The following is a 20,731-nucleotide window of genomic DNA, read 5'->3' as shown; positions in this document are numbered from 1 at the left end:
CGGATCGCGGCCGGGCCTGCACCGCGACGAGCGAGGCGACAGCCGCTAGTGCATCGCCGCCAGGCGCAGCTGGAACAGCGCCTTGGTCGCCAGCAGCCGCTCCTCGGTGGGCTTGACGACCAGATCGTTCGCGCCCTCGCGCAGCAGTTCGATCTGGTTGTCGCGGTTGCCGTCGCCGGTCATCACCAGCACCGGCAGGCGCCGCTTGCCGTAGCCGAAATCGCGGCGGACCGCCTGCAGCAGGTCGTGGCCGCTCAATTCGCCCTTCAGGTAGACGTCGGTCAGCAGCAGGTCGGCGCCCGGCGCGGCCGGCGTGTCGCGGTAGGCATCGAGATAGGCGATCGCGTCCTCGGCGCTGAGCACATGGGTCACGCGCATCTGCTGCGACTCGAGCATGCGCCGGGTCGCCAGCGCCACGGTGCGGCTGTCCTCGACATAGAGCACGTGCGCATCGGGGATCACCGCCGGATGGACGTAGCCGCGGATGAATTCGGCCAGCGCGCGGTGGCCCTCGGCTTTGTCGAAATGATCGGTGATGTCCTCGGTGAAACTGCGCGCCTCGAGGTGCGCCTGGGCGTCGCCCGACACCACGATCACCGGCACGTAGCGCTGCCCGGCGGCCTCGCGCACCGCGCGCGCCAGCTGCAGGCCGTCGCCGTCGGGCAGCACCAGCGCGGTGCTGACCAGGTCGACCGGCCCGGCGGCGAGTGCGGCGCGGGCCTCGGCGAGGCCGGAACACTCGACGACGTCGACCGCGTCGAGCGCCTGCCGCAGCACGTCGCCGATCAGCCGGCGCACGAGTTTCGACCCGTCGACGACCATGATCCGCGGTGTGTCGGCGGTCACGTGGCGCAGCTCGTGCAGGGTCACGGTCAGGTCTCGGTGGGCCGCGTCTGGCGCAGGAAATGCCCGGTCACGATGCCGGCGCCGAGCCAGCCCAGCGTGGTCGACGCGGCCAGCACCAGCAGCGCGGCGAGCGGGCCGAAGCCTTCCAGCACGAAGCTCGCGCCATAGCTCGCCGCCAGTTCCGCCAGCGGTGCCTGCAGCGCGCGCCCGGCGCCGCCCAGCAACACCAGCGCGACCGCGCCTGCCGCCAGTCCGTACCACGCACCGAGATACAGGAACGGCCGACGGATGAAGCCGTCGGTCGCGCCGAGCAGCTGCAGCACACCGAGTTCCTCGCGCCGCGACTGGATGTCGAGCCGCACCGTATTGCCGACGACCAGCAGCGCGCCGAGCCCCAGCAGCGCAGCCAGCACCCAGACCACGCGGCCGCCGAAGCGCAGCCAGCCGTCGAGCCGCTGCCGCCACTGCGTGTCGTGCTGGACGATCTCGGCCTCGGGCAGCCGGCGCAGCGATTCGGCCAGCAGCATCTCGTCGCCACCGGGGGTCAGGATCAGCACGTGCGGCAGGGGGTTCTCGTCGAGCGCCTCGATCGCATCGCCGAACTCGCCGCGTTCGCGCAGCTCGGCCAGACCGTCGTCGGGCGTGCGGTGGACGACGGCGCCGACGTCGCCGCGCCCGCGCAGTTCCTCCGCCAATGCGCCGGCGCGGGTGGCGTCGACGTCCTGCTGCAGGAAGATGCTGATCTGACGCGATTCGTCGATGCTGCCGCCGAGCCGCGCGACATTCGCCAGCACCAGCCACAGGCCGAGCGGCAACGCCAGCGCGACCGCCATGACGCCGACCGTCAGCGCCGTCGACCAGGGCTTGCGGAACACCCGGCCGAGACTGGCCACGAAGCTGTAGACATGATGGTCGACCCAGGTGCCGACCGGCGACGCCGCCCGCGCGGCGGGCTGGTTGCGGAGCGGCTCAGGCATCGGCCAGGTCCTCCGGGGCGATGTCGTCGGCCAGCGTGCCGTGGTCCAGCACCAGGGTGCGGCGCTTCATCCGCTTGACCAGGCCCAGGTCGTGGCTGGCGATCAGCACGCTGGTGCCGCGCTCGGGCAGCTCCGCGAACAGCGCCATGATCTCGGCCGACAGCGTCGGGTCGAGGTTGCCGGTGGGTTCGTCGGCGACCAGCAGCCGCGGCTCGCCGACGATCGCGCGGGCGATGCCGATGCGCTGCTGCTCGCCCGCCGACAGCTGGGTGGGCAGCGCGCGTTCGCGTGCGCCGAGCGCCAGCCGCTCGAGCACGCTGCGCACGCGCTTGCCGATCTCGTTGCGGCGCATGCCGCGCAGGATCAGCGGCAGCGCGATGTTGTCGAACACGCTGCGGTCGGCGAGCAGGCGGTGATCCTGGAACACCACGCCGACGTCGCGCCGGTGCATCGCCACCCGCCGGCCCCGCACCTTCAACAGATTGCGCTCGCCGAACAGCACCGCGCCGCGGCTCGGCCGCTCGGCCAGATGGATCAGTTTCAGCAGCGTGCTCTTGCCCGCGCCGGAGTGGCCGGTGACGAACAGCATCTCGCCGGCCGCCACGTCGAAACTCACTTCCGACAGCGCGACATGGCCGCCCGGATACTGCTTGCTGACATTGTCGAATCGCAGGACGCTCATGCCCGCAAGTATCGCAGGGAATGCGCGCGACAAGGTCATGGCAAGCCCGGGTCGTGCGCCGTTCCGGGACGATGGACGCGGTGCGATGACCGGTCCTTCGTGCGCACCGGCAGAGCGCGCGCGTTGTGATGGCGATGGTCAGCGGCCGGGCGCGGGTGCGGGGCGTCACCGACCGTGAGCGCTCGCCCGGTCACGCCGGGGATCCCGACGCATGCCGCCGTCCTGCGGCCCCGGGTTCGATGCAGCCGCGCAAGAGTGGCGGGGGTCGCGACCGCCACTGAGTGACGGGGGCAACCTTCGACATCGACCTGTCCGGGCGATCGCCCCGACGCAATCCGTCGACGCATCGGCAGATGCATCCGTGGCGCCGCCCCCACCGCCCACGAAAAAGCCCCGCCGGAGCGGGGCCTTTCGCAACGCGCGTGACCTGCGGTCAGCGCTTGTCGTCGCTCGACACCAGCCGGCGCAGGCCGCGGCCGATGCGGCTCAGCAGCGACGGGCTCTTGTCCGCCGGGGACGTCGACGGCGGACGCTGCGTCGGACGCACCTCGCGCGGGCCCTTGCCGCCCGGGCCGCCATTGCCGCGCGGCTTGGCGACATCGGCCGTGACGGCGTCGCCGGTCGACGGCGCGGCGTCTTCGGCCCCTTCGATCTTCTTGCCGCCGCGGCGACGACGACGCTTGCGCGGCGGACGCGACTCGTCCGGCGTCGCCGCGGCGACGGCACCTGCCGCGTCGATGACCGGCGGCGTCACGGCAGCGACGGGCGCTGCAGGTGCGTCATCGGCGCCGCTCGACGCAGCCGCCTCGTCGGGCGCACGTCGCGGCTTGCGCGGTCCGCGCTCGCCACGACCTTCACCACTGCCTGCCGCACGCGGGCCACGCGAGGCGCCCGGGCCGGAACGCCCGCCGGGGCCCCCGCGGCCACCGCCGCGCTTGGCGTCTTCCGCCGCGCGGGCTTCGCGCACTTCCTTGAAGATCTCGCCGATGCTCTCGCCGTCCTCGTCATCCGCCACGTCGCCACCGGCACGCGGCGCCCGCGGCAGCGCGGTCAGCAGTTCGGAGGTCACCGGTTCGACCGGGATCTTCTGCTCGATATAGGCCTCGATGTCCGGCAGGCTCTGCGCGTAGCGCTCGCAGGCGAAGCTGATCGCGTCGCCCTCGGCGCCGAGGCGCGCGGTACGGCCGATGCGGTGGACGTAGTCCTCGGCATCGAATGGCAGGTCGTAGTTGAAGACGTGGCTGACGCCGTCGATGTGCAGGCCGCGCGCGGCGACATCGGTGGCGACCAGCAGTTCCAGCTGGCCGGCCTGGAACTTCTTCAGCAGGCTCTCGCGTTTCTTCTGCGGCACGTCGCCCGACAGCACGCCGACCCGGTAGCCGGCCTTGTCCAGCGCGCGTGCGACGCGTTCGACGAAGGCCTTGGTGTTGACGAAGACCATGGTCCGCGCGCCTTCCCGGCGCGACAGCAGGCCGAGCAGCAGCTGGATCTTCTCGTCGTCGGCGGGGAAGTACATCACCTGCCGGACCTTGGCGTTGGTGATGAACTCGCTCTCGACGACCAGCTTCTCCGGCTCGTTCATGTGCTCGTAAGCGAGCTCCAGCACGCGATGGCTCAGCGTCGCCGAGAACAGCAGCGTCTGGCGTTCGGTGCGCACCGGCATGCGGCGCAGCAGGAAGCGGATGTCCTTGATGAAGCCGAGGTCGAACATGCGGTCGGCCTCGTCGAGCACGCACATCTCGCAGGCGTGCAGGCTGACGACCTTGTGCTGCTTGACGTAGTCGATCAGCCGGCCCGGAGTGGCGATGATGACGTCCGCGCCCTCGGTGAGGATCTGGCGCTGCTTGTCGTAGTCGACGCCGCCGTAGACCAGGGCGAACTTCAGGCCCAGCTGGCTGCCGAACTTGACCGCGTCCTTGTGGATCTGGATCGCGAGCTCGCGGGTCGGCGCCAGGATCAGCGCGCGCGGGTCTTCGGGCTTGCGGTCGGCCAGGGCCGGCTTCGACAGGAGGCGGTTGATGACCGCGACCAGGAAGGCCAGCGTCTTGCCGGTGCCGGTCTGCGCCTGACCCGCGACGTCGCGGCCGTTGAGGGCCAGCGGCAGGGTCAGCGCCTGGATCGGCGTGCAGCGGGTGAAGCCCGCATCCTCGAGGCCGGCGAGCAGCGTCGGGTGCAGGTCGAACGTCGAAAAAGTGATGTCGGTTAAGGGCTTGTCACTCATGCGTGGGCATTCTGTCCGGAAATCGCGGCGCGTCGGTCGCGGCTTGCGTGGGCGGCATCCGCATCGCAGACTGCCTTGGGCAGGACGTGTGGGCCGTCCCGCAGATGCGCAGCCTTGATTCGGGCTGCCGATCCCCCATTTTACCATTCATCCCGGCGCGGCGACTGTTGCCGTGCCCGACCACTTCTGGAGACCACCGTGACCGACAGCGTCATCCATGCCACCGATTCCGATTTCGACGCCACCGTGCTGCAGTCCGCCGCGCCGGTGCTGGTGGATTTCTGGGCGCCCTGGTGCGGCCCCTGCAAGATGATCGCCCCGGCCCTCGACGAGCTGGCCGGCGACTACGCCGGCCGCGCCAAGGTGGTCAAGGTCGATGTCGACCAGAACCAGGCGATCGCATTGAAGTACCACGTGCGCTCGATCCCGATGCTGCTGCTATTCAAGGACGGTCAGGTCCAGGCCACGCAGATCGGCGCGGTGGGCAAGGCCCAGCTCGCGCAGATGATCGACAAGGCGCTCTGACGCCACCGGACGGCCCGGGATTTCCGCGGCCGTCCAGCTTTCGCAGGTCGGGCGAACACGTCCGGCAGGCATCGATTTCCCGGCGGCGCCCGGCGTGGAATCGTGACGGCGCCCTGCACCGCCGCCTTAATCGCGCCGCGCCGGCGCTTGCCGGCAGTGACCGCCGGTGCTAGGTTTGCCCATCCGGCGCGGGTCCATCGCGCCGCACCCATCTGGCGAACCTCCCCAGTTCCGCTCTTTTCCACGCCGCCCGGCTCCGGGCGCTCGCAGCAAGCGAGGATTTTCCACTTGTCCGACAACACATCCGACACCGGCACGCCGTCCGGCGACACCGCCGTGAAACGCGTTCGCAAGCCGCGCGTGGCCAAGGCCGCCAAGACCGACGGCCCCACCGAGACCCCCCAGTCGCAATTGCAGCTGCCGCCGCAGGAATCGGGCGCGCCCGCCGCGCCACCGGCACAGCCGCAGTCGCAACCGCCCCAGGGCGGTGGTGGGCAGGGCAACGGCAACCAGAACCACGGCAACCAGGGCGGCAACGCCGGTGATGCCGGGCAGGCCGACGGCCGCCAGGGCGGCGAACAGCGCCCGCCCCGCCAGCACAACAACAACAACAACAATGGTGGCGGGGGCAACAATCCGCAGAACCAGCAGAACGACCAGCAGGACCGCGGCAACCGTCGCGACCGCTTCAAGAACCGCCGGGACCGCCCGCGTGGCGGCCGCGACGACGGCCTGCCGCAGGACGGCGGCAACGACCATGCCGCGCGCCTGCCGCCGCCGAACGTGCCCGAAGGCTTCCCGCAGTATTCGCTCAGCGATCTCAAGCGGATGCCGGCGCACAAGCTGCTCGACGTCGCCGAACAGCTGAGCATCCAGGAAGGCGTGGCCCGCGCCCGCAAGCAGGACGTGATCTTCGCGGTCCTGAAGGTGCTGACCCGCTACGGCGAAGGCGTCGTCGCCGACGGCGTGCTCGAGATCCTGCCCGACGGCTACGGCTTCCTGCGCGCAGCCGAGGCCAGCTACCTCGCCGGCCCGGACGACGTCTACATCTCGCCCAGCCAGATCCGCCGCTTCAACCTGCGCACCGGCGACCATCTGTCGGGCCGCATCCGCTGGCCGAAGGACGGCGAGCGCTACTTCGCGCTGAGCGTGCTCGACACGATCAACGGCGAACCGCTGGAAGCGAGCAAGGGCAAGGTGCTGTTCGAGAACCTGACCCCGCTGTTCCCGCGCAAGCGCTTCAAGCTCGAGCGCGGCGACGGCTCGAGCGAGGACATCGCCGGCCGCATCCTCGATCTGATGGCCCCACAGGGCAAGGGCCAGCGCGCCCTGATCGTTTCGCCGCCGAAGGCGGGCAAGACGATGATGATGCAGCAGATCGCCAGCGCCATTACCTACAACCATCCCGACGTGCACATGATCGTGCTGCTCATCGACGAGCGTCCGGAAGAAGTGACCGAAATGCAGCGCACCGTGCGCGGCGAAGTCATTTCCTCGACGTTCGACGAGCCGGCCGCGCGCCATGTCCAGGTGGCCGAAATGGTGATCGAGCGCGCCAAGCGCCTGGTCGAGCACAAGAAGGATGTCGTCATCCTGCTCGACTCGATCACCCGTCTCGCCCGCGCCTACAACAACGTCGTGCCGAGCTCGGGCAAGGTCCTGACCGGCGGTGTCGACGCGAACGCGATGCACCGCCCGAAGCGCTTCTTCGGCGCCGCGCGCAACGTCGAGGAAGGCGGTTCGCTGACCATCATCGCCACCGCCCTCGTCGACACCGGCAGCGCGATGGACAAGGTGATCTACGAAGAGTTCAAGGGCACCGGCAACTCGGAAGTGCACCTGGACCGTCGCATCACCGAGAAGCGCGTCTACCCGGCGATCAACGTCAACCAGTCGGGCACCCGCCGCGAGGATTACCTCATCGAGCCGGACCTGCTGCAGCGCATCTGGATCCTGCGCAAGCTCCTCCACCCGATGGACGAGATCGCCGCGATGGAATTCCTGCTCGACAAGATGAAGACGACGAAGTCCAACGACGAGTTCTTCTCGTCGATGAAGCGCTGAGGTCCGGGCGCTTCCAAGAAAAAGCCCCGCGGATGCGGGGCTTTTTTTGTGCTCGGCGCGGAGCGCCCGTCAGCCTTCGAGCGGCGTCAGCAGGCGGAAGCGCGACCGGCCCTGGTGCACGCCCCCGGCGACCAGGGTATCGGGGCTGAAACCCGGCGGATCCGGCTCGGCCCAGGCGGGCCGGTGACGCGCACCGGGCACATAACCGACCCACTCGCCGTAGCGGTCGTCCAGGTCCGTGCCCGAGGAAAGCCGGAAGTCGACCGGCACGCGGACCACCCAGTAGGGATTGTCCACGCCGTCGCCGCGGGTCGGCGGCGCGAATGTCCAGCGCTGCGCCGCGCTGATCGCGGCCTTCTCCAGCCCGCGGCGGATCGATTCCATCTCGCGCGCGTTGCCCAGCGCCGTCAGGTTGGTCTGCTCGGACACGGCTTCCTCGACGCTGCCGTCGCGCCCCACCTTGACCAGCAGGTAGACGGTGCCCTTGCCGCCGATCTCGGCGATGCTCATGGGGAAGCGCGGCGGGGTCATGTCGATCGAACGCACGCCGCCCGGATCGTCCGGCGCGTGCTCCTCGCCGAAATGCACGCTCTTGATCCCGACCTGCATGTTGCCGTCGTCGCCGGGCGTGGCGACCAGCCGCAAGCTCATCGCCGCGCGCGCCAGCACCGGAGCGCCGTCGACGAGGACGGGTTCGAAACGCAGCGCGGGCACCGCGCGCGCGATCAGGCTGACGACGTAGGGCGGCAGTTTGTCGGCCTGGTTCAGGACATGCGCCGTGACGCTGCCGTCCCGGGCGATGTCGACGCTGCCGGTCACGAGCATGCTGCCCTCGACCTGCTTGCGCATTTCGCGCGCGGTCTGTGCGTGGCCGGCCAGCGGCAGCAGCAGAGCGATGGCCAGCAGCGCGCAGAAGAAGCGTGGGGCGGCCATGTGCGGTCCTTCCATGGAGAGGCCTTCGACGATAGGCCGCGTGCCGGCGCCCGGCAAGACAGGGCAAACCCGGGGACGTGGGCGGATCTCGGCCCGCCTGCGACGCGGTCGTCCCCCGGACGGGACCTGGATGGCAGATCCCTGCGGCGACGCGCGGGGTCGCAGGCCGGCGGCAGCGCCATCGGGCCTGAATCCGCGCGTGCGATCTCGCCTTCTGCGTGACTGGGGTGTACAACTGTACACCATGACCCCGTCCGATTCCCTGTCACCCCAGCGTGCTGCCGTGCTGGCGTTTCTCCGCCGCGAACTGGCCGCCGGCCACGCGCCCAGCCTGGCGGAGATCGCCGCCGCTTTCGGCTTCGCGTCGCGCAACGCGGCCCAGAAACACGTCCAGGCGCTGGTCGCCGATGGCCTGCTGGCGCAGGCGCCCGGTCGCCGCCGCGGCTTGCGCCTGCCGGGCGGCCACGCCGACCTGTTGCCGCTGCCGGTGCTGGGACGGGTCGCCGCGGGCCAGCCGATCGGGGCCGACATCGGCCTCGACCAGCAGCTGTGGCTCGATCGCCGGCTGTTCTCGCCGACGCCGGACTACCTGTTGAAGGTGCAGGGCGACTCGATGATCGACGACGGCATCCTCGACGGCGATCTGGTCGGCGTGCACCGCACCGGCGACGCGCGCGACGGCCAGACGGTCGTCGCCCGCATCGATGGCGAGCTGACGATCAAGCGCTTGCAGCGCAACCGGCGCAGCGTGCGCCTGTTGCCGCGCAATCCCGCCCACGCCCCGATCGACGTGCAGCCGGGCCAGGACTTCGCGATCGAAGGCGTCTACTGCGGCCTGGTGCGGCAGGGCTGACATGGGTGCCGTCGTCGCTCTCGACAGCCTGCTGGCCGCGCGGACGCTGTGGCACGCCGGGCGCAGCCCGGAGAGCGGCCGTGATGGCGAGCCGACCGGCCATGCCAGGCTCGATGCGCTGCTGCCGCAGGGCGGCTGGCCGCGCCGGTCGCTGACCGAACTGCTGCTGCCGGCCGACGGCGTCGGCGAGCTGTCGCTGTTGCTGCCGACGCTGGCGCGCATGACCGGTGCCGGCGGCACGGTCGCGATGATCGCGCCGCCCTACGTGGCGTATGCCCCGGCCTGGCAGGCGGCGGGCATCGACCTGGCGTGTCTGGCGATCATCGACGCTGCCCCGCGCGATGCGCTGTGGGCGTTCGAACAGTGCCTGCGCAGCGGCGCCTGCGCCGCCGTGGTCGGCTGGCCCGCGCAGGCCGACGCGCCCGCGCTGCGCCGGCTGCAGGTCGCCTGCGATACCGGCGACTGCCTGGGCTTCGCGCTGCGCGACCGTCGCCACGCCGCCAATCCCTCGCCGGCGGCGCTGCGGATCGAACACGCCGGCGAGGCCGCGGGCCGACCGGCCTGGCACGTGCGCAAATGCCGCGGCGGTCCGGCGCCGGCCCGGGCCTTCGCGCTGGAAGCGGGCTGAGGATCGGCGATGCTGTGGGCCTGCGTACTGCTGCCGCAACTGGCGCTCGATGCCGTCCTGCGGCGCCTGCCCGACCCCGAGGCGCCGCTGGCGCTGATCGGCGGTTCCGCGCAGCTGCGGACCCTGCATGCGGTCAACCCCGCCGCGGCCCAGGCCGGGCTGCGCGCCGGCATGCGCCTGACCGCGGCCCGCGCGCTGTCGCCGACGTTCGCGATGGTCGAGCACGACGCCGACGCCGAACCGCGCTGGCAGCGGTTCCTCGCCGCCTGGGCCTACCGGCACAGCTCGCTGGTCAGCGCGCAATGGCCGGGCTGCATCGTGCTGGAGGTGCGTTCGAGCTTCAGCCTGCTGGGGCCGTGGCCGCGGATCGAGGCGCGGCTGCGCGCCGAGCTCACCGCCCTGGGCTTCGTCCACCGCATCGCGATGGCGCCGACGCCGCGCGCGGCCCGGGTGCTGGCCGGGCTGCGCGACGGGCTGTCGGTGTCGCATCCGGGTGCGATGCAGACCCTGCTCGACAAGGTGCCGGTGCGGCGCGCGGCGCTGCCCGACGATGCCGGCCAGCGCCTGCACCGCATGGGGATCCGCGACCTGCGCAGCCTGCGGGCGCTGCCGCGCGACAGCGTGCGCCGGCGCTTCGGCGTCGACGTGCTCGCGCATCTCGACCGGCTCTACGGCACGGCCGAGGATCCACTGACGCATTACGCGCCGCCGGATCATTTCGACGCGCGCGTGGAACTCGGCTACGAGGTCGAAAGCCACACCGCGCTGCTGTTCCCGCTGCGCCGGCTGCTCGGCGACCTGTGCACCTATCTGTCGATCCGCGACGGCGGCGTGCAGCGCTTCGTGCTGCGGCTGGAGCACGAGGACGCGCGCACCGACGTCGAAGTCGGCCTGCTGGCCGCGGAACGCGAACCGGCGATGCTGTTCGAGCTGACCCGCAACCGCCTGGAGCGCGTGCGGATTCCCAAGCCCGTGGTGGCGCTGCGTCTGCTCGCGCGCGAGCTTCCGCCCTTCGTGCCGGCCACGCGCGACCTGTTCGATCTGCGCGCGCAGCAGGCCCTGCCCTGGCCGCAGCTGCGCGAGCGCCTGCGCGCGCGGCTGGGCGACGAGGCCGTCTACCGCGTCGCGCCGGCCGGCGATCCGCGTCCCGAACGCGCCTGGCAGCGTGTGCAGGGCGACGAGGCGCCGATCGCCACGGCGCCGCCGCGACCGGCGCGGCCGCTGTGGCTGCTGCCGCAACCGGTGCCGCTGCGCGATCCGAGGCTGCGCATCCTGTCCGGTCCGGAGCGGCTGGAAAGCGGCTGGTGGGACGGCGGCGACGCGCGCCGCGACTACTACGTGCTGGAGACCTCGCAGGGCCAGCGGGCCTGGGCCTTCGCACCGCCGGGCGAGCGTGCGGGCTGGATGCTGCACGGCTGGTTCGCATGAGCCGGGACGACAGCGTCGACGGCGTGGACCGCGACACCCCCGGTGGCCGCGCGCCCCGCGCCTGGGACATGGCGCGCCGGCTCGACCTGCAGGCCGCGAACGACGCGGTGCTGATCTCCGACGCCCAGCCGGCGTATGCGGAACTGCACTGCCTGTCGGACTTCTCGTTCCTGCGCGGCGCGGCCAGCGCCGAAGACCTGTTCCTGCGCGCGCGCCAGTGCGGCTACGAGGCCCTGGCGATCACCGACGAATGCTCGCTGGCCGGCATCGTCCGCGGCCTCGAAGCCTCGCGCGCCACCGGCGTGCCGCTGATCGTCGGCAGCGAGTTCACCCTCGTCTGCGGGCTCAAGTGCGTGCTGCTGGTCGAGACCCGCGCCGGCTACACCCGCCTGTGCCGGCTGATCACGACCGCACGCCGCGCCGCGCCCAAGGGCCGTTACCGGCTGACTCGGCAGGATGTCGAAGCGGTCCTCGGCGACGATGCGCCCGGCGTGTTCGCGCTGTGGCTGCCAGCGGCCCGACCCGATCCGGGCGAAGGCGCGTGGCTGCGCGGCCTGCTCGGCGCACGCGCGCATCTGGCGGTGGAGCTGCACCGCGAAGACGACGACGAGGCCCGCCTGGCGACACTGCTGGCACTCGCCGCGCAGACCGGCCTGACGCCGCTCGCCGCCGGCGACGTGCACCTCGACGTGCGCCGCCGCCGCGTGCTGCAGGACACGATGACCGCGATCCGCCACAACCTGCCGCTGGCCGACTGCGGCGCGCACCTGTTCCGCAACGGCGAGCGCCACCTGCGCACGCGCCGGGCCCTGGGCAACATCCATCCGCACGCGCTGCTCGACGCCGCCGTGCAGCTGGCGCGCCGCTGCACGTTCCGTCTCGACGAAGTCGGCTACGACTATCCCAACGAGCTGGTCCCGGCCGGCCACACGCCGACCACCTGGCTGCGCGCGTTGACCGAAGCCGGCATGCGCAAACGCTGGCCCGCAGGCGCGCCGGCGGCCGTGGTCCGGCAGATCGAGTCCGAGCTGGCCCTGATCGCGGACCTCAGGTACGAAGCTTTTTTCCTGACGGTCGAGGACATCGTCCGCTTCGCGACCTCGCAGGGGATTTTGTGCCAGGGCCGCGGCTCGTCGGCCAATTCGGCGGTGTGCTTCGCGCTCGGCATCACCGTCGTCGATCCGTCCGAGAGCCGGCTGCTGATGGCGCGCTTCCTGTCGAGGGAGCGCAACGAGCCGCCGGACATCGACGTTGATTTCGAGCACGAACGGCGCGAGGAGGTGCTGCAGTACGTCTACGCCAAATACGGCCGCGAGCGCGCCGCGCTGGCCGCGACCGTCATCCGCTACCGCGGCAAGAGCGCGGTGCGCGACGTGGCCCGCGCCTTCGGCCTGCCCGCCGACCAGGTCGCGCTGCTGGCCGAATGCTACGGCTGGGGCAACGGCGAGACGCCGATGGACCAACGCCTGCGCGAGGCCGGCTTCGACCCCGACAACCCGCTGATCACGCGCGTGCTCGGCGTCGCCGACCAGTTGCGCGACCACCCGCGGCATCTGTCGCAGCACGTCGGCGGCTTCGTCATCAGCGAAGAACCACTGAGCGCACTGGTGCCGGTGGAGAACGCGGCGATGGCCGACCGCACCATCATCCAGTGGGACAAGGACGACCTGGAGACGATGAAGCTGCTGAAGGTCGACTGCCTGGCGCTCGGCATGCTGACCTGCATCCGCAAGGCGGTGGACCTGGTCGCGCGCCACCGCGGCTACCGGATCGACCTGGCCGCGCTGCCGGCGGACGACCCGCCGACCTACGCGATGATCCAGGCGGCCGACACCGTCGGCGTGTTCCAGATCGAATCGCGGGCGCAGATGAGCATGCTGCCGCGGCTGAAGCCGGCGACCTTCTACGACCTGGTCATCGAAGTGGCGATCGTGCGGCCCGGCCCGATCCAGGGCGGCATGGTCCACCCGTACCTGCGCCGGCGGCAGGGCCAGGAACCGGTGACGTATCCGTCCGACGGTATCGAGGAGATCCTCGGCCGCACCCTCGGCATCCCGCTGTTCCAGGAACAGGTCATGGAACTGGTGATCCACGCCGGCTACGCACCCGACGAGGCCGACAACCTGCGGCGTTCGATGGCCGCCTGGCGCCAGGGCGGCGACATGGCGCCGCATCGCGCGCGCATCCGTGCGCTGATGGAAGCCAAGGGCTACGCGGCCGACTTCATCGACCAGATCTTCGAACAGATCAAGGGCTTCGGTTCCTACGGGTTTCCGCAGAGCCACGCGGCCTCGTTCGCCAAGCTGGTCTACATCAGTTGCTGGCTCAAACGCCACGAACCCGCGGCGTTCGCCTGCGCGCTGCTCAACGCGCAGCCGATGGGCTTCTATTCGCCGAGCCAGATCGTGCAGGACGCGCGCCGCGGCAAGGACGCACGCGTGCCGATCACCGTGCGGCCGGTCGACGTGACCTGCAGCGACGGCGACAACACGCTGGAAGGTGGCCATGCGCGGCGCGGCGACGACGATGGCGGCCAGGCGGCGATCCGCCTCGGCCTGCGCCAGGTGGCCGGCCTGTCGAAGGACATGGCGCAGGCGATCGTCGCCGCGCGCGCGCAGCGGCCCTTCGCCGACGTGCACGACCTGTCGCTGCGCGCGGGCCTCGACGAAAAGGCGCGCCGCGCCCTGGCCGAAGCCGGCGCGCTGCAGACCCTGGCCGGCCATCGCAATGCCGCGCGCTGGGCGGTGGCCGGCATCGAGCGCCGGCATCCGCTGCTGCCGGGCAGTCCCGGGGAGACCGCGATCGCGCTGCCGGCGCCGACCGCGGGCGAAGAGGTGCTGTCCGATTACCGCGCCACCGGCCTGACCCTGCAGGCGCATCCGCTGTCGCTGCTGCGCGCGCGCCTGCAGCGCCAGCGCATCGTCGACACCCGCCAGCTGCGCACCCTTCCGCACGGGCGCGGTGTGCACGCCGCCGGCATCGTCACCCAGCGCCAGCGGCCGGCGACGGCCAGCGGCACGATGTTCGTCACGCTCGAGGACGAGCACGGGATGATCAACGTCGTGGTGTGGCCGCATGTCGCGCTGCGCCGGCGCAAGGCGCTGCTGGGCGCGCGCCTGCTGGCCGTGCGCGGTCGCTGGGAAGACGTCGACGGCGTGCAGCATCTGATCGCCCGCGACATGGCGGACATGAGCCATCTGCTGGGCGAACTGCAGACGAGCTCGCGCGATTTCCACTGAACCGGCGCCGCCACCCGGGGTGTCGCGCGCCGCGCATTCCCATGCCGCGTCCCGTCTACCGCGTCGATCGCCGCGTCCGGACCCGGCCGCGCGCGGTGCCCGGACTCAGCGCTGCTCGCGCAGGAACCGCGCCATCGACACGCTGTCCGACGGCTGCACCGGCGCGAACTCGGCAGCGACGTCGATGAAGCCGCGCATCACCGCGATCTCGCGCGGGGTGCGGTTGAGGGTGTCGCGCAGGTCCGGATCGGCGCCGGCGCGCAGCAGGCGCCGGCCGAGCCGCAGCTGGCCGTGCAGCGCCGACAGGTGCAGGGGACCGAAGCCGCGCGGATCCTGCGCCTCCAGCGAGACGCCCTCGTCGAGCAGGTGTTCCATCGCCGCCAGCACCACCTCTTCGTCGCAGGCCGTGCCGGGTTCGGCGCGCGCGCCGAGCAGCAACAGCAGCGGCGTCACGCCACCGGCGGCCGCCGCGTCGACCTCGGCGCCGGCCAGCAGCAGGGTGTCGAACAGCGCCAGCAGCCGCGGCCGGTCGCGCGAGGTGAAGCCGTAGAGCGCCGCGCAATGCAGCGGGGTCAGGCCCTGCGCGTCGCCGGCGTGGATGTCGGCGCCGGCGGTCAGCAGGCGCGCGCAGATGTCGGGCAGGCCCAGCGCCGAGGCCAGCATCAGCACCGTGACGTCGCCGGGCAGGCGCTGTTCCAGCGCGCCGCCGGCGGCCAGCAGGCGATCCACGATCTCGCCCTGGCGCATGCTGACCGCGGCCGACAGCGGCGTCGCGCCGGACTGCGCCGGACGCGTGGCATCGGCGCCGCGGTCGAGCAGCAGATCCACCACCGCGCGATGCCCGCCACCGGCCGCGCGCAGCAGCGCGGTGCAGCCCTGCGTATCGGCGGTGTCGACGTCGAAGCCGAGGTCGAGCAGACGCCGCACCGCCCCGGCGTCGCCGACGATCGCCGCCGCCGGCAGGTCGCTGGGCTGCAGCGAGCGCCTGGGCAGCGCCCAGCCGCGCCAGTCCAGCCAGTCGGCCAGGTCGCGTCGCCCGCCCGACAGTGCGACGCCGAGCGGCGTCTGCCCGTCGGCCGCGCAGGCATCCGGCGACGCACCGTGGCGGACCAGCAACTTCAATGCGGCATCGCGCCCCAGCGCCGCGGCCAGGTGCAGCGCGGCCATGCCACGGGCGTCGCGGGCATCGAGATCGACGCCGTGTCCGATCAGGCCTTCGAGCAGCCGCGACCAGCCCAGCCGCACCGCCAGCGACAGCGGGGGATCGCCGTCGGGCGATGGTGCGAACGGATCGGCGCCGCGCGCCAGCAGGTCCAGCGCGCAGGTCTCGAGCGCGCGCGTGGCCTGGTCGTCGCGCACGCAGGCGGCGAGGAAACGCGCCAGTCCGCCCGCGCCGGACGGCGAGGCGCCGTGGCGCAGCAGCAACTGGATCAGCGGCAGGGCCGCCGGGCCGGTGTCGAACAGACGGGTCAGGGCGGTCTGGCCGGACTCGTCACGCACCTCGACATCGGCGCCGCGCGCGAGCAGCCATTCGATCCGCGCCTGCGACTGCGGCGCATCGGCGTCGAGCAGCAGGCTGCCGAGGTCAGCGGGGCCGACCAGCCGCAGCAGGGTGTCGAGATTGTCGTAGCGGCCTTCGCGCAGGCTGCCGCGCAGCAGCAGCAGCGGCGCGCGGTCGACCGGCACCTCGGTGTCGTCGTCGGACAGCACGTTGTTCGGCAATGCGTACTCGGGATCGAGCAGCCGGACCAGCGCCCAGCGGCCCGATGCGGCCGCGCGATCGACCGGCCGCCGGCCCTCGCCATCGGCGACATCCGCCGGCACGCCGAGTTCCAGCAGGCGGTGGACCAGCGGCGCCGACGGCGTTTCCGCGTCGCACGCGAGCACCAGTGCATTGCGACCGGCGATGTCCACCGCCGCGAGATCGGCGCCCGCCGCGACCAGCGCCTCGAGCGCGGCGAGGCTGCCGCCGCGGGCGGCATCGAGCAGCGGCGTGCGGCCGTCGTTGTCGCGGCCGCGCACGTCGGCGCCCGCGGCCAGCAGCGCGGCGACGATGTCGGCGTGGCCGGCGAACGCCGCGGCATGCAGGGCGCTGCGGCGGACGGCATCGCGGGAATCGACGCGCGCCTTGTGCCGGATCAGCAGCTGCACGCCGGCCGGATCGTCCTCGTCGCCGCCGGCAGCGGCCAGCAGCGCGGGCGTGCCGCCCTCGACCTCGGGCGCGGCGCCGCGTTCGAGCAGGAATTTCGCCAGCCGCCAGTTGCCCGCCGCGCAGGCCACGCCCAGCGGCGTGAGCCCGTCGTGGTTGCGGACATCGAGCTCGGCCGCCGCGTCGCGCAGCAGCGCGGCGACGCCGGGATCGGAACTGCGCGCGGCCAGGTGCAGCGGCGTATTGCCTTCGTGGTCGGTGATGCGCGCGTCGGCGCCATTCGCCAGCAGGGTCATCACCGCGTCGGGGCGGCCGTGCCAGCTGTCGCGGGTCGCGGCCAGCAGCGGAGTCATGCCCGCGTGCGCGGCATTGACGTCGACCCCGCGCGCGATCAGGTCGCGCAGCAGGCGCAGGTCCGGCAGCACCGCGGCCAGCACCGGCAGGCTGCGCTGGTCGCGATCGTCGGCAGGCGGCAGCGCGCGCAGGTCGGCGCCGGCTTCGATCAGCGCCAGCGCGCGGTCGACCCGGCCGCCGCGCGCGGCCGCGTACAGTGCGACCTGCGGATCGGCGCCGTCGCCTTCGTCGAACAGCGCCGCGGCCGGATCGGCGACGGGCTCGATCGCCTGCGCCGGCAAGGCGTCCGGCGCGGGCAGGCGCTGGAGCACCAGATGCAGCAGCGGCCACGCGAGCGCGGCGCCGATGCCGATGACGAGGCGCGCGCCGGTGGCGGTCGCCGGCAACCAGGCCAGCACCAGTACGAGCGCGACGATCGCCGCCACGCAGACCGCCGCGCCGACGCCGTGCCAGCTGCCGGTGTCGCGATCGGCGAGCGCGCGCCAGTGCTCGCGCAGGTCGCCACCGTCGGTTTCGAGCGCGTGCCACAGCGGCCAGGTGCGCCAGAACGCGATGACGACGACGCCGACGGCCACGCTCAATGCGAGCGCCGCGGCGAGTTCGCCGCCCTGGCGCAGGGCCGACAACGGCCAGATCACCAGCAGCGCAGATACCGCGACGGCGCCGGCCCACGCGGCCGCCAGCGACAGCAGATCGGTGCGCATCGCCTCGCGCGTGCCGGGCAGGCTCCCGCGGCGGGCACGCAGCGCCCAGGCGAAGGCCGGCTGCGCGAGCGCGCCGGCGATGGCCGCGACGAGGCCGCCGGTGAGGGCGACGGCGGTGAGCAGGAGGCCGGCCAGCAGGGCGATCCAGGCCGGGCGCGGACGACGCGTCGACTCAGGCATCGGTGCCCCAGTCCTCGGTCATCGGATCGAGCGACGCGCGCGGCGGCATCTGCAGATGGAAACGCTGGCCCTGCAGGTTGGCCCGCACCTGCGCCGCATCACCGCGTGCGAGACGCCGTTCGGGCGTCAATGCGATGTCCAGCACGAACTGCAGCGCACCGAGTTCCGCGCGCAGCGACGCGGGCAGGACGTCGAAGTCGTCACGGGTGGCGAGATACACGTAGGTGTCCGCCTTGCGCTGGCTTTTGTAGACGTAGGCGTGCATGACCGGAAATGCGGCGGAACACGCAGGATTGTGCGGCAAAAGCCGATGCTTGGGTATCGCGCGCACGGCGCGTGGCGCGCATCACGTTCAGTGATAACCGGCGTCTTCCTCGATCTTGCCGCGGAACACGCGATACGACCACGCCGTGTAACCGAGGATCAACGGCAGCAGCACGATCAGGCCGACCAGCACGAAGCCCTGTGACGACGGCGGCGATGCGGCCTCCCAGATGCTCAGCGCGGGCGGCACGATGTTCGGCCAGATGCCCAGCACGAGGCCGAGGAATCCCAGGCCGAAGAACGACAGCGTCAGCAGGAACGGGGTCGCGTCGCGGCCTTCGCGCATTGCCGCGCGCCACAGCCACACGGCATTGACCAGCGCCAGCAGCGGCACCGGCGACAGCCACCAGAAATTCCCGCCCTCGAACCAGCGCGCCATGATCTGCGAGTCGAGGAACGGCAGCTGCACGCTGACCAGGCCCATGAACGCGGCGACGACCAGCACCAGCGGACGCGTCAGCGTCCGTGCGATCAGCTGCAGCCGGCCCTCGGTCTTGAGGATCAGCCAGCACGACCCGAGCAGCGCGTAACCGAACATCACCGCGACCCCGGTCAGCATCGAGAACGGACTGAACCAGTCGAGCGCGCCGCCGACGTACTTGCCCTCCTCCAGCGGCATGCCCTCGACCAGCGCGCCGAGGATCACGCCCTGCGAGAACGCCGCCAGCATCGAGCCGACCGCGAACGCGATGCCCCAGAAGCGCTTGCCGCGCCGCGCCTTGAACCGGAATTCGAAGGCGACGCCGCGGAACACCAGCGCGATCAGCATCAGCAGCACCGGCAGGTACAGCGCCGACAGCACGATGGCGTAGGCCCGCGGAAACGCCGCCAGCAGGCCGGCGCCGCCGAGCACCAGCCAGGTCTCGTTGCCGTCCCAGATCGGCGCGGCGGTGTTCATCATGTGGTCGAGCTGGCCTTCGCTCTCGGCGAACGGCGCCAGGATGCCCAGACCCAGCACGAAGCCGTCGAGCAGCACGTACATCAGCACGCCGAAGCCGATGACGCCGAACCACACCACCGGCAATACGGTTTCCATGTCCATCAGCGGGGCGCCTCCTGCCCGGGCCGCGGCATGCGCGGATCGGGATCGATGTCGGCATCGGCGTCCTCGTCGTCCTCGGCGGCCGACAAGGGGCGCGACGCGGTACGGTCGCCGCCGTCGCGCTCGGGCGGATGTTCGAACGGCTGCGGCCCCTTGCGGATCATCTTCAGGATGTAGCCGCCGCCCGCGCCGAACACGACCGCGTAGGCGATGACGAACGCGCTCAACGAGATGATGACGCTGCTGCGGTCGACGTTGCTGACCGCGTCGGCGGTGCGCAGCAGTCCATGGATCACCCAGGGCTGGCGGCCGATCTCGACGACCACCCAGCCCGCGACGACCGCGATGAAGCCGGACGGCGCCATCAGCCGCCAGGCGTCCAGCAGCCAGCGCGAGGTCCAGAGCGTGCGCCGGCGCCAGGCCCACAGCGACACGACGGTCAGCAGCAGCATCGCCATGCCGATGCCGACCATGATCCGGAACGCGTAGAACACCGGCTTGACCGGCGGCCGGTCTTCGGGGGCCACGGCCGTCAACGGCTCGATCTCGCCGTCGAGGCTATGGGTCAGGATCACGCTGCCGAGCCGCGGGATCGCGATCTCGTAGTCGTTGCGCGCCTCGCGTTCGTTGGGCACGGCGAACAGCACCAGCGGCACGCCCTCGCCCTTGGGCTTGTGCTCCCAGTGCGCTTCCATCGCCGCGACCTTCATCGGCTGGTGTTCGCGCGCATTGATCCCGTGCAGGTCGCCGGCGAGGATCTGCAGCGGCACGGTGATCGCCGCGAACGCGACGGCCAGCTTCAGCATCCGCGTCGATGCATCCACGTGGACGCCCCGGCGCAGGTACCAGGCACTGACGCCGCCGATGACGAAACACGTCGTGATGAACGCCGCCAGCACCATGTGCGCGAGGCGGTACGGGAACGAGGGATTGAAGATGATCGCCATCCAGCTGGCCGGATGGAACACGCCGTCGATGATCTCGTAGCCCTGCGGCGTGTGCAGCCAGCTGTTGGCCGAGAGGATCCAGAAGGTGGAGATCAGCGTGCCGACCGCGACCAGGCAGGTCGACAGGAAATGCAGCTTCTCCGACACCCGGCCCCAGCCGAACAGCATCACGCCGAGGAAGCTGGCTTCGAGGAAGAACGCCGTCAGCACCTCGTAGCTCAGCAGCGGCCCGAGGATGTTGCCGGCCTGCACGCTGAGCTCGGACCAGTTGGTGCCGAACTGGAAGCTCATGACGATGCCCGACACCACGCCCATGCCGAACGACACGGCGAAGATCCGCATCCAGAAGAACAGCAGGTCGCGCCAGACATCGTCGCGCGTGCGCAGCCAGCGCCATTCCAGGAACGCCAGCCAGCTCGACAGGCCGATCGTGAAGGCCGGGAACAGCACGTGGAAGGAGATGACGAATCCGAACTGGATCCGCGACAGCAGCAGTGCGTCCAAGCCGATGGCGTCCTGCGGGAAGTGCCGCGCATTCTGCGCGCGCGGCCGTGAAACCGGGGTGTGACCGGGCGTCGCAGCCGGGTGTCCGCCCGCGTGACGACGCCCGTTCGCGGGTGCGGGGCGTGCACGCG

15 protein-coding genes are annotated in these 20,731 nt (G+C 71.7%); 6 read left to right on the top strand and 9 right to left on the bottom strand.

Translation table 11 applies throughout. The features are described 5' to 3' along the window. Window positions 1-45: 45 nt before the first annotated feature. The 4 genes from CJ022_RS14810 to rhlB all read right to left on the bottom strand — a co-directional run bounded on the left by CJ022_RS14810 (window position 46) and on the right by rhlB (window position 4,726). Window positions 46-864: a response regulator gene (locus CJ022_RS14810; protein ID WP_101927580.1), complete on the bottom strand. Its 819-nt coding sequence runs from the start codon at window positions 862-864 to the stop codon at window positions 46-48. An 8-nt stretch (window positions 865-872) separates the two neighbouring features. Beyond that, entirely contained in the window at window positions 873-1,823 is a 951-nt protein-coding gene (gene ftsX / locus CJ022_RS14805) for a permease-like cell division protein FtsX (RefSeq protein ID WP_101927381.1), read from the bottom strand. Next, entirely contained in the window at window positions 1,816-2,505 is a 690-nt protein-coding gene (gene ftsE, locus CJ022_RS14800) for a cell division ATP-binding protein FtsE (RefSeq protein ID WP_101927380.1), read from the bottom strand. Before ftsE ends, ftsX begins: the two co-directional genes overlap by 8 nt. 433 nt (window positions 2,506-2,938) lie before the next feature. Then, complete coding sequence (rhlB, locus tag CJ022_RS14795; protein WP_101927379.1) at window positions 2,939-4,726, bottom strand: ATP-dependent RNA helicase RhlB; 1,788 nt, start codon at window positions 4,724-4,726, stop codon at window positions 2,939-2,941. Window positions 4,727-4,924: 198 nt separating this feature from the next. On the opposite strand from rhlB, the gene trxA reads away from it, so the two are divergent. Next, the gene (gene trxA / locus CJ022_RS14790; RefSeq protein WP_101927378.1) at window positions 4,925-5,251 is read left to right on the top strand and encodes a thioredoxin; all 327 of its coding nucleotides are present in this window, start codon (window positions 4,925-4,927) and stop codon (window positions 5,249-5,251) included. A gap of 288 nt (window positions 5,252-5,539) precedes the next feature. Continuing rightward, on the top strand, window positions 5,540-7,315 hold the full coding sequence (gene rho / locus CJ022_RS14785; protein WP_101927377.1) for a transcription termination factor Rho: 1,776 nt from the start codon (window positions 5,540-5,542) through the stop codon (window positions 7,313-7,315). Window positions 7,316-7,384: 69 nt separating this feature from the next. Here the strand turns inward: rho and CJ022_RS14780 are convergent, their stop codons facing one another. Continuing rightward, a complete protein-coding gene (locus tag CJ022_RS14780) occupies window positions 7,385-8,248 on the bottom strand; it encodes an energy transducer TonB (protein ID WP_101927376.1) in 864 nt (287 codons plus the stop codon). A 244-nt stretch (window positions 8,249-8,492) separates the two neighbouring features. On the opposite strand from CJ022_RS14780, the gene lexA reads away from it, so the two are divergent. The 4 genes from lexA to CJ022_RS14760 are packed head-to-tail and all read left to right on the top strand — an operon-like array spanning window position 8,493 to window position 14,396. Further along, window positions 8,493-9,101 carry a transcriptional repressor LexA gene (lexA, locus tag CJ022_RS14775; RefSeq protein ID WP_101927375.1) on the top strand — a complete coding sequence of 203 codons (609 nt, stop codon included), beginning with the start codon at window positions 8,493-8,495 and terminating at the stop codon, window positions 9,099-9,101. Window position 9,102: 1 nt separating this feature from the next. Then, window positions 9,103-9,729, top strand: coding sequence for a translesion DNA synthesis-associated protein ImuA (gene imuA, locus CJ022_RS14770; protein WP_101927374.1), 627 nt, complete (start codon window positions 9,103-9,105; stop codon window positions 9,727-9,729). Window positions 9,730-9,738: 9 nt separating this feature from the next. Continuing rightward, complete coding sequence (locus CJ022_RS14765; protein ID WP_101927373.1) at window positions 9,739-11,157, top strand: Y-family DNA polymerase; 1,419 nt, start codon at window positions 9,739-9,741, stop codon at window positions 11,155-11,157. Next, window positions 11,154-14,396, top strand: a complete 3,243-nt coding sequence (locus tag CJ022_RS14760; RefSeq protein WP_101927372.1) for an error-prone DNA polymerase — start codon at window positions 11,154-11,156, stop codon at window positions 14,394-14,396. The genes CJ022_RS14765 and CJ022_RS14760 overlap by 4 nt, the downstream gene beginning before the upstream one ends. A gap of 105 nt (window positions 14,397-14,501) precedes the next feature. Here CJ022_RS14760 and CJ022_RS14755 read toward each other — a convergent pair whose 3' ends face one another. The 4 genes from CJ022_RS14755 to CJ022_RS14740 all read right to left on the bottom strand — a co-directional run bounded on the left by CJ022_RS14755 (window position 14,502) and on the right by CJ022_RS14740 (window position 20,600). Then, window positions 14,502-17,783 carry an ankyrin repeat domain-containing protein gene (locus CJ022_RS14755; RefSeq protein ID WP_101927371.1) on the bottom strand — a complete coding sequence of 1,094 codons (3,282 nt, stop codon included), beginning with the start codon at window positions 17,781-17,783 and terminating at the stop codon, window positions 14,502-14,504. After that, window positions 17,776-18,048: a YcgL domain-containing protein gene (locus CJ022_RS14750; RefSeq protein ID WP_101927370.1), complete on the bottom strand. Its 273-nt coding sequence runs from the start codon at window positions 18,046-18,048 to the stop codon at window positions 17,776-17,778. The genes CJ022_RS14755 and CJ022_RS14750 overlap by 8 nt, the downstream gene beginning before the upstream one ends. An 87-nt stretch (window positions 18,049-18,135) precedes the next feature. Then, window positions 18,136-19,149 carry a cytochrome d ubiquinol oxidase subunit II gene (cydB, locus tag CJ022_RS14745; RefSeq protein ID WP_101927369.1) on the bottom strand — a complete coding sequence of 338 codons (1,014 nt, stop codon included), beginning with the start codon at window positions 19,147-19,149 and terminating at the stop codon, window positions 18,136-18,138. After that, on the bottom strand, window positions 19,149-20,600 hold the full coding sequence (locus CJ022_RS14740) for a cytochrome ubiquinol oxidase subunit I (RefSeq protein ID WP_101927368.1): 1,452 nt from the start codon (window positions 20,598-20,600) through the stop codon (window positions 19,149-19,151). The genes cydB and CJ022_RS14740 overlap by 1 nt, the downstream gene beginning before the upstream one ends. Between the last annotated feature and the right edge of the window lie 131 nt (window positions 20,601-20,731).

The sequence above is a fragment of the Luteimonas rhizosphaerae genome (assembly GCF_002849595.1).
GTDB lineage: Bacteria > Pseudomonadota > Gammaproteobacteria > Xanthomonadales > Xanthomonadaceae > Luteimonas > Luteimonas cellulosilyticus.
This window is presented reverse-complemented; position numbering and strand designations above follow the sequence as displayed.

Bases quoted from the DNA above. Each gene is read 5' to 3' on its own strand.
- ftsX (WP_101927381.1), bottom strand. From the start codon at position 1,823: ATGCCTGAGCCGCTCCGCAACCAGCCCGCCGCGCGGGCGGCGTCGCCG.
- ftsE (WP_101927380.1), bottom strand. From the start codon at position 2,505: ATGAGCGTCCTGCGATTCGACAATGTCAGCAAGCAGTATCCGGGCGGC.
- rhlB (WP_101927379.1), bottom strand. From the start codon at position 4,726: ATGAGTGACAAGCCCTTAACCGACATCACTTTTTCGACGTTCGACCTG.
- CJ022_RS14780 (WP_101927376.1), bottom strand. From the start codon at position 8,248: ATGGCCGCCCCACGCTTCTTCTGCGCGCTGCTGGCCATCGCTCTGCTG.
- lexA (WP_101927375.1), top strand. From the start codon at position 8,493: ATGACCCCGTCCGATTCCCTGTCACCCCAGCGTGCTGCCGTGCTGGCG.
- imuA (WP_101927374.1), top strand. From the start codon at position 9,103: ATGGGTGCCGTCGTCGCTCTCGACAGCCTGCTGGCCGCGCGGACGCTG.
- CJ022_RS14765 (WP_101927373.1), top strand. From the start codon at position 9,739: ATGCTGTGGGCCTGCGTACTGCTGCCGCAACTGGCGCTCGATGCCGTC.
- CJ022_RS14760 (WP_101927372.1), top strand. From the start codon at position 11,154: ATGAGCCGGGACGACAGCGTCGACGGCGTGGACCGCGACACCCCCGGT.
- CJ022_RS14755 (WP_101927371.1), bottom strand. From the start codon at position 17,783: ATGCCTGAGTCGACGCGTCGTCCGCGCCCGGCCTGGATCGCCCTGCTG.
- CJ022_RS14750 (WP_101927370.1), bottom strand. From the start codon at position 18,048: ATGCACGCCTACGTCTACAAAAGCCAGCGCAAGGCGGACACCTACGTG.
- cydB (WP_101927369.1), bottom strand. From the start codon at position 19,149: ATGGACATGGAAACCGTATTGCCGGTGGTGTGGTTCGGCGTCATCGGC.